Origin of the sequence: Chitinophaga sp. (genome assembly GCF_035538455.1) — a bacterium.
Lineage (GTDB): Bacteria > Bacteroidota > Bacteroidia > Chitinophagales > Chitinophagaceae > Chitinophaga.
On the sequence record NZ_DATLKJ010000154.1, the window covers coordinates 14,206 to 27,370 of the forward strand.

Sequence of the window (13,165 nt, forward strand, 5' to 3'; positions counted from 1 at the left end):
CATCTATTTATAAAAATATAATATTACTTGCTTTAACAAACAAATAATCCCGTGTTTAGCGGGGATTTTGCTACCTTGAGAAACAATAATTTTAGTGTAATGGTTTATAACGTCCCGCCTTTATAGGCAGGACGTTTTTTTTATTGCTGACAAATATCATTTTACTTCAATCACCACCTTACCGAAGTGGTTGCCACTCAGAACGTATTTAAACGCTTCCTGCGCGGCATCAAAAGGAAATATGGTATCTACCACGGGTTTGATATTATTGGTCTGTATTGCGGCAGTGAATTCCCGGAAACTCTGCAGACTGCCACCGGATAAACCCTGCACGCGCACATAGCTGTAAACCAGGCTGAGGAGGTCCAGCGGAAGTTGTGTACCAGACAGAAAGCCGATACTGGCCACATATCCATAGTAACGCACGGATTTCACAGAGTTGTTGATGGTCGCGCTTCCTGCCACATCGATCGTAGCATGTACACCTTCGCCATTGGTGAGCCGTCTTACTTCTTCCTGCCATTCAGGATATTCTTTATAATTGATTACTTCATGTGCGCCCAGCTGTTTCAGTTTTTCTACCTTCTGCGGGCTGCCGGTAGTGGCTATTACCCGTGCCCCCGCTGCCAGCGCAATCTGAAGGGCAAAGAGGGAAGCGCCGCCAGTGCCCTGTGTAAGTACTACATGGCCAGGTTTGATGGCTGCCTGATCTATCAGTGCCGTCCAGGAGATCAGACCGGCAATGGGTAACGTAGAGGCCTCAACGCTGGTGAGGTTATCCGGTGTGTGCACCAGCGCATATTCCGGTTGCACAACGTATTCAGATAGTAATCCCGGTGTTGTAACACCTGTTCTCCACACATTGGTTTCCGGACTGTTAGGTCCTTGCTGCCATTGCTGTACATAATGACTGGTTACCCTGTCGCCCACTTTCCATTTAGTAACAGCCGAACCTACTGCCGCAACCACGCCGGCTCCGTCGGCTACAGGCGTTGCCGGCAGTGCCAGATTAGGTTTATATATGCCATTCACCAGTGCTATATCAAGATAGTTGAGTGATACAGCCTCTATTTTTACCAGTACATCGTATGGCCCTGGTTGTGGCGTTGTTACTTCTGCCAGCTCCAGGTTATCAATTCCGAACTTCTTAAACTGAATTGCTTTCATGGGAAGAATTTTTTGATAGGGCAAAATTGAGCTCTAACTTTACATAAAACAAGTATGCACTTTTTGGTAATGTGGATACCAGATTGATACTATTATTGAGAATCAATAGTATAAAAAATGGAAAAACCTAAAAAAAATACATACCCCGATGCTATGTGCGCAGTTGATTATGCCTTTCAGCGCATTGGAGGCAAGCATAAAGGACGTGTTATTTATCAGCTCCGCGATGGTATAAAACGATATGGAGAATTACGCAGAGCTGTTACGGGTATTACCCCCAAAATGCTTACGCAGGTATTGCGTGAGCTGGAAGATGATGGACTGGTGGTACGCACCGTATACCTGGAAGTACCGCCGCGGGTAGAATACCATCTTACTGAAACGGGAATGGAGTTGCTGCCGTTTATCAGGTTGCTGGCAGATTGGGGGCGCGGACAGATGGAGAAAAATAATATTGCACTTAGCGCATAAAAATCAGCCATTAGTTAATTTGAAAAACGCCACTTCTTCAAACTAACTAATGGCTAAAATGCTATACACTAAATGTTATCCAACCATTGTCTCAAACTCTTTCTTTTTCTCTTTATACTCTTCCATCGTAAAGTTATACACTACTGAGTCGCGTTTGTTTTTATTGGATACAAAGTGGCAAGCATGTATATATGGTTCTGCAATGTTGAGTTTATCGAGCGGTGTTACTACCAGCAGTTGAAGATTCAGCTGGCCACAGTATTCCATGAGATAGTGGCTCTTTTCCGGGTCGAGTTTGCTGAAAGCCTCATCCACTGTGATAAATCGAAGGCTGCGGTGTTGCCTGTTGGATTCGTTGATGCCAAACTGATAAGCGATGGCCGCACCAAGAATGGTATAGGTGAATTGTGCTTTTTCTCCACCTGAAAGACTTGCAGTATCCTCGTAGTATTTGAAAGCTTTGTTATCGGCAATATAGTATTCCTTCGCACCAAAGTCCAGCCAGTTGCGTACATCTGTTACCTTACGACGCCATGCTTCATTCTGTTGCAACTCTGTAATCAGTATCTTGATATTCTCAAATAGTTGCTCGCCATAGGCTTCATCTTTTTCCATGTGATATTTCATGGTGTCTGGTACGGCACTGCTCAGCTTTTCTTTGAAGTTCCTGATTTCTACATCGCGCACATGGCGGCATTCCAGCTGGAGGTAGGTGTCCGGGTTTTTGTTGAAGGTGATGTTGCGCAATGGTTCATTGAGGTCGTCCATTACTTCGCGGATGACATCTTCCTGTCCGTATAGCCATGCGCGGTAGTTGGTGATGGCGTTGAGCATACTGGTGTCCATGTATTTGCGGAAACGTTCTTTGTGCTCTATCAGCCGCTGGTATTTGATGTTCTGGAACAGGGATGCAAATTCATCGAGATATTTGACATGCGGTTGCAGGTCGCTTACATCGCCGAGCCAGTCCGGATAAGCATCGTGAATGGCTTTGGAAGGCATTACAAATGCGGCCAGCTGTCTGGTAATTTCTGCTTCTTTCTCCGCGCTGAGGCGTACTGCTTCGTGGAGTGCGGTTTTCAGGCTTTCGTCTGCTTTCTTGCGGTGTGATGCCAGCTGGAAGGCTGTTTCCGCTATTTCGGTGATAGCCAGGTCTGAGAGGTATTCCAGTACACGATGCAGTGAGGCATCATCCAGGTTGGATACCTTGATCTGCTTGAAATAACGCTGCTTCTCAGCGGCCTTATCGTCCAGGCGGCCCTTGCCTTGTAAAATGTTCTCTTTTTCCTGTTCCTTGCTTTTGATCTGCGTGGTTACTTCTTCCAGCTGATCACAAATCACCTGGTATTTATCACTTGTCTTCAGCAGTTTGGCTTTTTCACGCGCATACTTTTCAATCACTTCTGCGTGCGGCTGCCAGCTGATTTCGCTGTAGTTGTGGAGAGAAAGGAATGCACTGAGAAATGCGCTGTTACTGCTTATTTCGCGGCGTTGTGTTTCCAGCTGAGTGATGCTGTGCTGCAACAGTTCAATGTTGCTATTGCACTCATCCTGTTCTTCTTTCAGCAGACGTAGTTTGTTTTTATTATTCCATCCCAGCACGTAGTTGTTTTGCTGCGAGCGATTGGGGCGGTCATCTTTTTCATGGCGGGATGCCTGGCGGGTCAGGCCATTTGAAGTGACTGCCTTGCGGGCACGGTTAAACGCTTTCAGGTCGTCGGTGCAGATGTAGTCAAACTGGTCTATCAGTTGTTTCTGCAACCATTCTTTGAATTCGGTGCCAGGCTTGATGTCAATCTTCTGCAGCAGGCTGTCCTTTTCAGTAGGCATGCGCAGCATGGTATACGTTTCATCTTCTATAACGTGATATACCAGCCTGGTGTGCAGGTTATTTTCATTGATGTAGCGATTGATCTCCGTGATATAATCTTCCGGTACCAGCAGACGCAGGGCGAAGTTGTGCAATACCTTTTCTATGGCTGCTTCCCAGTGATTTTCCTTGTCTTTCACTTTGATCAGCTCACCGGCAAACGGGAGGTCTTCCTCCGAGACATCCAGCATATCCGCCAGCTGTTGTCTGATGCGGATCAACTCATAGGGAATATTGTTTTTGCGATGCAGGAAGGAGTCTATTTCGGCTTCCAGTTGAGTGGCCTGGCTTCTTTCCGAAGTAAGACTGCCTTTGTGGTGGAAGATTTCTTCCTGTAAGCCTTCAAGTGCTTTATCCTGGCCATCTTTTAGCTTCTCTGCGGCTTTGGTGTTTTTATGGAATTGCTGTTCATCCGGATTGGTATCCAGTTGTAATCGTTCTGCAAGTTTGTTGTATTCCTCCATTTTACTGCGCTTGCCATCGAGGGACTGCTGCTCGTAATGAATGGTTTTTTCAATAGAACGAAGCTGTTCATCCACGCTGTTGTTGGCTTTCTGGGCAATCAGCTCTTCCTTATGCAGTTGCATGGATTGCAGGTTTTCATTCACTGCTGCGAGCGTGGTGTCTGTTATTTTCAGTTCCTGCTTCAGTTCCTGCAATTCTTTTTCAAGAATATCTTTTTCCTGTTTGTTGAAGTATGCAGGGAGGACATCCTGTAAAGCTTGCAAATCACGGTTCTTCTCCTGGACTTCCTGCCATGATACGCGGTTGTTCATGATGGGTTCCAGCATTTTCAGCTGCGTTTCATCCTTGCGGATGGCGCGGTGACTGGAGAGCAGGCTGTCGTAGTTCTCACGCAGTTTCAGGAATTCGCTTTCCGCATCCGTTTCTTCCAGCATCTGGCTACGGATAAAGGTGTTGAGGTCACCCAGTACTTTGATACCTACGGTCTGATTGAAAAGCGATAACGCCTTTTCACTTCTTAACCCGAAGATGTTGCTGAAGAGGGCTGAATATTCCTTGAAGCTGTCGGTGATCTCCGTTTTGGGAAATTCCATGCGCAGCCTTTTTTTCCAATCGCCTTTCATATCAAACTTTCCATTACCGAAATGGTCGTTGATATTTAGTTTATGTGGCGATACGATATACTGGCGTTTCAGTTCACCAGCATACCATCTTACCTGCACCAGCGTGATCTGATGCATGGTGGCGGCATTGTAGAAATAGGCCAGCAGTACGGAATACGGATTGTTTTCCTTGTGCCGGAGTTGCTCTGTTTTAGACTGGAGGGATTCTTCGGAAAATGTTTTTCCGTAATATCCCCAGAAGTATGATTCTTCTCCGCGGTCGCGGCGTTGTTCTGTTCCGGATGACTGGTTGTAGAAACGTTTTCCTGCGGGGACCAGTAATGTAAGCAGCGCATCAATCAGCGTGGTTTTGCCGCTTCCGTTGGCGCCGGTGAGCAGAGAGGTCTGACCACCGGTGTTTACCCGGTATATTTTGTTGTGAAAGGTACCCCAGTTGTATATTTCAAGATATTGAAGCCTGAATCCGCTTTCTTTATAATCACTGTTGAACAGCGTTGACATGTAGCTTTAATTTAGATTTTATCTCTTCCAGTTTTTCGTTATTCACCAGTGCTTTGATTACACGTTTTACTTCGTATTGGTGTAGTTCTTTATTGGCGGCATCTTCGCGGATGGCTTTCAATATTCCGATGTTCAGCAGGCTGATGATCGGTTTGTTGAGATCTTTGAGGAGTTTGGATTTGTTGTTGCGTTCGCGGAAAAAGAGGGTGAGTCTTTCTTTGACTTCCTTTTGTGTCATGAACAGGCGGGTGCCGTTGCCTTTAACGTCAAATTCGTCGAGGGCTTCGCGCAGTACGATGCAGAGTAGTGTGGCTTCGTAGGAGAGCCTTGTTTTGCGCATCAGGCGAGGAAGCTGTCTATCGGCATTTTCTTCTGCATCCGGCTGTATGATGCGTGCAAAGCCGTCGCTTTCATTGACGATGAGTTGCAGCCCTACCTGTTGCAGGTATTTGCTGAGTTCTGTCTGCCATCCCAGCAGATCTTTCCAGTATGCTTTATCTTCTTCATATACCGGTCCCTGCATGAGTTTGAGGAACACGTGTGCAAAAGGAGAAATATTGTTGTCGGCCATAATGTTTTTTAGTTCTGTGAGTTTGTGAACAGCACCATAGGCATGTTAATGATGCGGCTGCCCAGTGTTACAGGGTCCGGTGTTTCCAGTATGATGTGGTTGGACGACTGGCTGGCTATTGAGAAATAGGTGATCAGTTCGGTGAGACCTTTTTCGGTACCATAGATCTCAACCAGTTCCTTCAGGCTGATTTGTTTCTTGCTCTGAAGCTGTGTCTGGATGCGGCTTTCCAATAAAGTGCGATCTATATTGAATTGATTGAACAGTGCATTGAAATCGGATTCTGAAATATCGGTACCACCCAAACCGTCCGGAAAGGCTACTTCCGGCTCGCTTTTCTTTTCGTCTGCCATCTCCCAGCGGTCGAGGAGATCCAGTTCGGGATCACTTTCCATCTCGATAAAGAAGTCTTCACCCGGAGGAGTATCTAATGTCTGGAATGCCAGCATGCGTATATCGTTGAGCAGCTCCATGGCTTTCCTGCGGTCAGTGAGGTTTTGCTCGCTCAGTACGCGGCTGAGTTTATCGCTCAGTTTTTTGTTGGCATCGATAACTTTCTTACCGGATGTGTGAAGATATTGTTTCAGCTTTTTGAGGAAGCGGTCATTTTTATATTCGATGTTGCGTTCTTCCAGCAGGTCGTATAGTTTTTCGATAATGTCGCGCATTTCTTCCTGCTTGTTTTCATCCATGAGGAACTGCCAGAATGAATAGAAGCTTTTGCCCTGGTCTTTTTGGCGCAGTGCTTCAAAGGAGTCCAGGGTATAGGCCAGCAACGCGCCTTTGGCGATGTCCCGCTCACTTTGTTTGCGGTAGATCTCCTGGGTGATCTGTTCAAAGTTCTGTTCCACTTCCTTGAAATCGCTGAGCAGTTCACGGGAGAGGCGGTTTACATCGTAGAAGCGTTCTTTGATCTGGGTGTTGTCAAACACTTCTACTTTGCCGGTGAGTTTGATGGCTTTTATCTCTTCTTCTATCTCGAACTTCTTTCTTTCCAGCTCCTGTATCCTTTGCCTGGGATCTTTGTTGCTCTGATCTACCAGTTCTTTGAGTTTGGAGTAGATATCACGGAAACGGCTTTCAGTACCCACAAACTCGCGTTTCTGCAAGGTGGATACCCAGTGCATTACTTTCTCCATATCGCTGCTAAGCTCGTGGATGTCGTTGCCGTCGTCATCAGGATATTTGCGCAGGAAGCCTTTGTTGCTCCATTGTTCGATGTATTTCCTGGCTCTTTCGTCCTCTTGTTCCAGCAGGGCGGAAGCGTCTATTTCGTCGTCTGTGGCCTTGTAGCCGGTTATTTCCAGGTAATCGGCCAGGCGGGTTACCAGTTCCACATTGGGAATGGTAGTATGATTTTTCTCCTTGAATGTGTAGTGAAAAAATGACAACATCATTGGCGCGCTACGTGCCCGGAGTATCTTGAGTGTTACTGACTGGGCATATAGATTACATAGTTGCTCGTACGTCATGGGCGTAAAAATAAGGAATTGCGGGGTTCCCGCAAAGACGCAGTGATCTCTGTTACTTTGTGGGAGGAAACTTTGTGTAAAACAAATTCTACATGATGTACAGCCCGTCGGCTTTGGGTTTCACTGGTTGTGGCACCGGTTCATCGCCCAGCAGTTCTATAATATTGATTTCTATGGTGCGGGATATGCTGTCCAGTGGCATAGCCAGGGGGTGGTATTCAAATGGATTCATGATGGTAAGACCATTGAGATAAGTGACATGGTACACGAATCCGAACATCCAGCCGAAGAGGATGGCCCAGGGGCCAATGCTTTCGGTCATCATCAGCGTATTCATGATTACATAGAACCAGATGAAGAGGCGGGTGAAGTATACGTAGCTGGGTGGAAACACGGTGTTTTTGATGCGCTCTGATTTGCCCATTTCGTCGCAATGTTTTACCAGCAACTGATCCAGTTCTATAAAGGCAAAGCCGTCTATGGCGCCGGTATTGCGTAGATGCTGAAGGTCGCGGGTTTGCAGATTCAGGATGGCATTAGGAATATTCTGTTGCTGTTGAACGGCGTCTATCTCTTCTTTAGTGAGGAAACGGGTGTAATATTCGTCTGGTAGTTTACGAAGGGCCATCTTCAACGCATATACAAAAGCCAGGTGGCGGTAGATCATGTGACGGACCAATGCCTTGTTTTCCGGATGAGCGTCTGCGTTGCTGTAGTACAGCAAGCCGCGCCCCCAGGATCGGGAGTCGTTTACCAGTGCGCCCCATATTTTGCGGGCTTCCCACCAACGGGCATATGCCTGGTTGTTGTTAAAACCGATGAAGAAGGCCAATGCCGTACCCAACACTGCTGATATCGCGACGGGTATGGATACATGGGCTGCTAACCAGTAGCTATCAAGAAAGTATACAATGGTACAGCAGAACAGTAACGTGAGATCCACCTTCCAGGTGAATGCAAAGATCTGTGCGAATGAAAGCCGATGTTTCAGCAGCATATTGCTTGATTTATAATCAGTAATGTTGACATATGACCAGGGCGCCAGTGCAAATACGAGGCCGGTTTATACGGTTGCGGCGCCGGTAGCCATAACAATAACGGATATACGCCAGGATTGTTCGGATGTGGAGGGGTAAATAATTAGTAACCAGCTGGTTAAAACCTCAGATGTATTTAGTCTACAAAATTAGTAGGATAATAAAATTTTTCCCCTATCTTTGTCGTGTTGCACAATGCCTACAACGCCATTTTATCAACCGTAATATAAAAACAGCAGCGAACATGTCAACACTATACAGATACGCCGACCTGGACCAGCCGATACCGGAAAGTTTTCCCAGTCCTGTTAAGAACAGGGTGAAGATAGCTCCTGCCACAGCGGGTCAATATTTCCCAGAATTTTTCATTGAAGAAGAGCAGATTATTAACAGAGGTGGTTTGCTTACCCATGTAAAGCAGGGTGCGTCTCTGCATGAATTTACTGCGCAGCCGCTGGTGCTGGCGTTTTATTCGCTTCACTGGAACAGTTACAGCGATATTTACCTGGAAGAATTAAAAGTTAGCCATAGTGCCATTGAGGCCATAGGCACGCGTTTGCTGGTGGTGTCGGATGAGGATAAAGCTACCTTCAACGATTTCCACCGGCAACAGTTGCCTTTTGATATAGTGGCGGATGCAGAACATCGTATAGCTACTGAAGCAGGCATATACAGGGATACAGATCCAATCTGGGGCCGTGTATCCGGTGTCAATGCGGATGTGCCCATCCCGGCCGTGTATCTTATTGCTCCTTCACTGGAGATCACGCATGCTTTTACAGATCCTTATTTCCAGGGGCGGCTATCTGTTGCCCGTGTGCTGGAAGCAGTGGGAAAGGAACTGGCTATCAGCGCCTGAGTTAGTCGTTGATAGCCTGGTATACGAGCACTTTAAATTTGTCGTTGAGATCTCCGTAAGACGTGGGCCAGATATTTTTGTAAATAAGCCCGATAATCTTTTCTTTAGGATCAGCCCAGTAGGTAGTACTGAACATACCTCCCCAGCTGAAAACGCCCGCCGGCAGAGGAGATTCGTTACTACTGTTTTCATTGACTACCCGGAAGCCCAACCCGAAATTATCTTTGGTGTCCCAGCCGGCGGAGAGATCGCCGATCTGGTTCATGGTCATCATCCGCACGGTATTGCGGCCCAGTATCCTCACGCCGTTATATACACCACCGTTGAGCAGCATCTGCAGAAAGACGGCATAATCATACATGGTGGAGGAGAGTCCGCCGCCACCTGAATAATAAGTACCTTTTCTTTTCGGATAGTCAGTGTATACGCTGGTACCGTGGACGTCCATCGTTTCTGCCGTCGGGGCTATCTGATGTGTTTTAGGGTCTTCGGCGTACAAAGTAACGAGGCGATATTTTTTGTTTTCCGGGAGATAGAAATAAGTATCGTTCATGCCCAGCGGCCGGAAGAGGCGTTCCCGCAGGAACTGGTCCAGGCTTTTGCCGGATACGACTTCTATAAGATAACCCAGTAGATCCGTATTGAGGCCATAGGTCCACTTTTCACCGGGGTTGTGCATGAGTGGCAGCCCACCGAGAATCTTCATTTTGTCCGCCAGCAGTGCGTCATTGATGCCGATGCCTGCGATTACGCCGGCTTTTGCATAAATGGCATTGGCTTCCTTGCTGCCTATCTGCGCGTATCCCAGGCCGGAAGTATGGGTGAGGAGGTCGCGTATCGTGATTTCCCGTGTAGCCGGTACCGTGGTATAAGTGGTATCTTTTTCATTGAATTGCTTCAACATCTTCGGATGTGCAAACTCAGGGATATATTCTGAGATGGGATCGTCCAGCATAAACTTTCCTTCTTCGTAGAGCATCATCACGGCCACGCTGGTAATGGCTTTGGTCTGTGAGGCGATGCGGAAGATGTTATCCGTTTTTTCCGGTGTTTTTTTGCTGATGTCGTCATATCCGAAGGCCTTATTGTATATGATTTTGCCATCACGTATAACCATGGCAGTTACCCCATTGACATAACCCTTACGGATATACTGTTGTATGGTTGTATCTATCCTGTTCAGCCTTTCGGCTGACATGCCTGCAGATGCGGGTGTGGCCGGATGCAGCAGTTGCTGGCTCTGGGTTGTGAGTACAGGCAAGAGCAGGAACAGGAACGCGAGTTTTTTCATGTGAGGACGGATATATTATGATTACTACCATTGTATCTGTGGTCATACAAATGTACGTGTGCCTGCAGCCATATAAGTAAGACGGAACTCTTTCGGCGTACAGTCTTTTTTCTTTTTGAATATACGATTGAAATTTGAAATATTATTAAACCCGCATTGGAGGGCTATTTCCTGGATGGTGAGCGGGGTGGTGATCAGCAGGCGGGAAGCATGTCCCAGGCGGATACTGAGCAGGGTGTCCATAAACGTTTTTCCCATGCGGGATTTGAAGAAGCGGCTGAAAGCCGCATCTGTCATAGATACCATTCTGGCGGCCTCGCTGAGCGAGGTCTCTTTATGGAAGTTTTCATTAAGATAGGTCATGATCTTTTCCACCCGCCGGCTGTTGTATGAGATGGTTTCCAGGTTGTGATAAGTGGAACCTGAAAGGGTGCGCATATGGCGACTTACAGAGAGATGATGGAGTATAGACATTAGCTCCAGCACAGAAGAGAAGCCCTGAAGCCGGTTCAGACGAATAATCTGTGGCATAACGCGGCGTGTGGTTTCCAGGGGGAAGAGAATGCCGTGCAGGGAGCGTTCAAACATATTTTTAATGTGACTCAGCTGGTGGCGATGCAGGAACTTTTCATCGAGGAGGTCACGATGAAACTGGATGGAGACCACTTTGATGATTTTGTTCTTCTGTTTATGCGAGCTCCAGCCATGTTGCAGATTGGGGCCTACCAGTACCAGTTCGAGGTCATCGATAATGCCCGTATGGTCGCCAATGACGCGATGGGCGCCCTTTCCGTGACGGATAAAGTTAATTTCAAACTCTTCGTGATAATGAAGAGGAGCATCCAGTTCACTTTTATTCCCTGAGAATAAAGTAAAGCAATCCCTTTGGGTTAATGGAGTAATTTCTCTTAACAATTTGCCTTTCATGCATTGCGGTTTGAAACAATGAAACGTGGCATACATTCCTGGGACCGGAATAACGGTGGTGTTCCATTAATCCGGTGAATAGCATGGCCATAAAGGCCAGGGTTAAAGCTGCTTATCTGATATTAATATTACTTATTAAATTGGATTTAACCACAAATCCGGAAATATTTTTATAAGGAAATATATTATGTAGAGAAAGGGAATGATAAGAAAGTATTAGCGTGGATCAATATAACGACTGTATTAAATAGATGTTATACCGCATATATATTCAAGAAAAAAAAGCAGGTTGTGTATGTCGTACACATTGCTACTGGACTGGTTTTTATAGAAAAATACTCACAACTAGGTATTTGAACACAACTGCAATTGGTCTACCTTCGTTATAGAATTAATTTTAATCTGATTCTTTTTAAATCAAAATAATATTATACCTATTAGTATTTCGATAATACTGTTCCGGACAAACGATATTTTTACCCCCAAAAAAGGGTCTCATTCATCAGGAATGGGACCCTTATCTGTTTTTTATATACATTTGTCGGGCAAATAGTAAGAATGGGGGCATCAACCATAACAAACACCTTAACATTTTAACTTTCCTATAGTATCATACTTTTACATGAGCACGTATTCCGTATTAAAAGAGGAAGTCGGGCTGGCGGAGAAACTAAGGGCTTTACAGTCAATAGACCAGGAGCTGCCGGCAATTTTTATAGTGACTAATGTGGAGAAAGATTATGTGGAGTATATGTCACCCAGGGGATTGCAGCTGATCGGAATAACGATGGAGGCATTGCGGGAAATGGGTGCCCGTTATTATGAAGCTTATCTGAATCCGCAGGATGTTGCGGACTATCTTCCTAAGATCAATGATATGCTGGCTGCTCCGGGCGACCAGAATCTGACCGTCAGTTTTTTCCAGCAGGTGAAGGTGGCTCCTAACGGAGACTGGGCCTGGCATCTGAGTACAACGCGGGTCTTCATGCGCAATGCGGAAGGGAAGCCAACGCATGTGATCACCTGTGCGATCCCAATTGATCCGTTGCATCACGTGACCAGCAAGGTGAACAGATTGCTGGAAGAGAATAATTTCTTCCGTCGTAACCAGCACATTTTTGCGGCGCTCACCAAAAGGGAGAAGGAGATATTGCGGTTGATGGCATTGGGATACAGCGCAGGAGAGATTGCAGATAAACTGCATATTTCAGAAAAGACGGCGGTTACACATCGCAGGAATATCAGAAGTAAGATAGGCGCACAGTCCGGCTACGACCTTACCAGTTTTGCCCAGGCATTTGACCTGATCTGAGGTTTCCGTGACTACAAAAAAATCCCCCGGAAAGTGTCCGCATATAGCCGGAAAAGCGTACTTTCACTGTGTATACCATATTTTTTCCCCTGTCCTGTCGGCTATGCAACGGGACCTGTTAACCGTAATAAAATTTTATGTCATTCAAAGCAGTTCTTAACATCGACGGCGAAGAATTGAATGTGCTGGAGTGTAGCTTTTCATTCAGCCAGAGTACAGACCATAATGGAAAACCTGCCGCACGCCCCAAAGGAGGTACTATCAACGTACTTGTGGAGTCTGCCGGAGAAACCACCCTCTTTGACTGGATGATTTCCAACACCCAAACCAAGAACGGTAGCATTATTTTTTTCCGCCGTGATTCTATGTCGAGGCTCAAGGAGCTGAAATTTTCAGATGCCTATTGTGTTGCTTATACTGAGCAGTTCAATGCGTTCAATGAACAACCGTTGCGGATACAGATGACGTTGTCTTCGCGCGAACTCAAGCTGAATAATTCATTGTACCAGAACCCCTGGCCTCTCTGATAAAGCACCTGCGGCCTTATTTCCATACTGTCGCGTTCTATCCCGCCATAAGCGGGAACAGGCTTTCTTTTC

11 protein-coding genes are annotated in these 13,165 nt (G+C 46.3%); 4 read left to right on the top strand and 7 right to left on the bottom strand.

Annotated elements, in window-relative coordinates; all coding sequences use genetic code 11:
* Window positions 1-156 precede the first annotated feature (156 nt).
* Complete coding sequence (locus tag VM802_RS18430) at window positions 157-1,167, bottom strand: zinc-dependent alcohol dehydrogenase family protein (RefSeq protein ID WP_325533218.1); 1,011 nt, start codon at window positions 1,165-1,167, stop codon at window positions 157-159.
* A 117-nt stretch (window positions 1,168-1,284) separates the two neighbouring features.
* Between VM802_RS18430 and VM802_RS18435 the strand changes: the two genes are divergently transcribed.
* Window positions 1,285-1,638, top strand: coding sequence for a winged helix-turn-helix transcriptional regulator (locus VM802_RS18435; protein ID WP_325533220.1), 354 nt, complete (start codon window positions 1,285-1,287; stop codon window positions 1,636-1,638).
* A gap of 75 nt (window positions 1,639-1,713) precedes the next feature.
* On the opposite strand, the gene VM802_RS18440 is transcribed toward VM802_RS18435, so the two are convergent.
* From VM802_RS18440 to VM802_RS18455, 4 genes are all read right to left on the bottom strand, one after another.
* Window positions 1,714-5,097 carry an ATP-binding protein gene (locus tag VM802_RS18440; protein WP_325533222.1) on the bottom strand — a complete coding sequence of 1,128 codons (3,384 nt, stop codon included), beginning with the start codon at window positions 5,095-5,097 and terminating at the stop codon, window positions 1,714-1,716.
* Window positions 5,075-5,668 (bottom strand): DUF4194 domain-containing protein, encoded by a 594-nt coding sequence (locus VM802_RS18445; RefSeq protein WP_325533224.1) that lies wholly within the window; start codon window positions 5,666-5,668, stop codon window positions 5,075-5,077. The genes VM802_RS18440 and VM802_RS18445 overlap by 23 nt, the downstream gene beginning before the upstream one ends.
* An 8-nt stretch (window positions 5,669-5,676) precedes the next feature.
* Entirely contained in the window at window positions 5,677-7,140 is a 1,464-nt protein-coding gene (locus VM802_RS18450; RefSeq protein ID WP_325533226.1) for a DUF3375 domain-containing protein, read from the bottom strand.
* Between the two features lie 88 nt (window positions 7,141-7,228).
* Complete coding sequence (locus VM802_RS18455; RefSeq protein ID WP_325533228.1) at window positions 7,229-8,137, bottom strand: bestrophin family protein; 909 nt, start codon at window positions 8,135-8,137, stop codon at window positions 7,229-7,231.
* A gap of 284 nt (window positions 8,138-8,421) precedes the next feature.
* Here VM802_RS18455 and VM802_RS18460 point away from each other — a divergent pair, with 284 nt between their 5' ends.
* The gene (locus tag VM802_RS18460) at window positions 8,422-9,036 is read left to right on the top strand and encodes a redoxin domain-containing protein (protein WP_325533230.1); all 615 of its coding nucleotides are present in this window, start codon (window positions 8,422-8,424) and stop codon (window positions 9,034-9,036) included.
* A 1-nt stretch (window position 9,037) separates the two neighbouring features.
* Here the strand turns inward: VM802_RS18460 and VM802_RS18465 are convergent, their stop codons facing one another.
* Window positions 9,038-10,327, bottom strand: a complete 1,290-nt coding sequence (locus tag VM802_RS18465) for a serine hydrolase domain-containing protein (RefSeq protein ID WP_325533232.1) — start codon at window positions 10,325-10,327, stop codon at window positions 9,038-9,040.
* Window positions 10,328-10,369: 42 nt separating this feature from the next.
* Window positions 10,370-11,254 carry a helix-turn-helix transcriptional regulator gene (locus tag VM802_RS18470; protein WP_325533234.1) on the bottom strand — a complete coding sequence of 295 codons (885 nt, stop codon included), beginning with the start codon at window positions 11,252-11,254 and terminating at the stop codon, window positions 10,370-10,372.
* Between the two features lie 622 nt (window positions 11,255-11,876).
* On the opposite strand from VM802_RS18470, the gene VM802_RS18475 reads away from it, so the two are divergent.
* Both VM802_RS18475 and tssD read left to right on the top strand, forming a co-directional pair.
* Complete coding sequence (locus VM802_RS18475) at window positions 11,877-12,566, top strand: response regulator transcription factor (protein ID WP_325533236.1); 690 nt, start codon at window positions 11,877-11,879, stop codon at window positions 12,564-12,566.
* A 137-nt stretch (window positions 12,567-12,703) separates the two neighbouring features.
* Entirely contained in the window at window positions 12,704-13,093 is a 390-nt protein-coding gene (gene tssD, locus VM802_RS18480) for a type VI secretion system tube protein TssD (protein ID WP_325533238.1), read from the top strand.
* Window positions 13,094-13,165: the final 72 nt, after the last annotated feature.

Coding starts and splice junctions, on each gene's coding strand:
- VM802_RS18430 (WP_325533218.1), bottom strand. CDS start 1,167: ATGAAAGCAATTCAGTTTAAGAAGTTCGGAATTGATAACCTGGAGCTG.
- VM802_RS18435 (WP_325533220.1), top strand. CDS start 1,285: ATGGAAAAACCTAAAAAAAATACATACCCCGATGCTATGTGCGCAGTT.
- VM802_RS18440 (WP_325533222.1), bottom strand. CDS start 5,097: ATGTCAACGCTGTTCAACAGTGATTATAAAGAAAGCGGATTCAGGCTT.
- VM802_RS18445 (WP_325533224.1), bottom strand. CDS start 5,668: ATGGCCGACAACAATATTTCTCCTTTTGCACACGTGTTCCTCAAACTC.
- VM802_RS18450 (WP_325533226.1), bottom strand. CDS start 7,140: ATGACGTACGAGCAACTATGTAATCTATATGCCCAGTCAGTAACACTC.
- VM802_RS18455 (WP_325533228.1), bottom strand. CDS start 8,137: ATGCTGCTGAAACATCGGCTTTCATTCGCACAGATCTTTGCATTCACC.
- VM802_RS18460 (WP_325533230.1), top strand. CDS start 8,422: ATGTCAACACTATACAGATACGCCGACCTGGACCAGCCGATACCGGAA.
- VM802_RS18465 (WP_325533232.1), bottom strand. CDS start 10,327: ATGAAAAAACTCGCGTTCCTGTTCCTGCTCTTGCCTGTACTCACAACC.
- VM802_RS18470 (WP_325533234.1), bottom strand. CDS start 11,254: ATGAAAGGCAAATTGTTAAGAGAAATTACTCCATTAACCCAAAGGGAT.
- VM802_RS18475 (WP_325533236.1), top strand. CDS start 11,877: ATGAGCACGTATTCCGTATTAAAAGAGGAAGTCGGGCTGGCGGAGAAA.
- tssD (WP_325533238.1), top strand. CDS start 12,704: ATGTCATTCAAAGCAGTTCTTAACATCGACGGCGAAGAATTGAATGTG.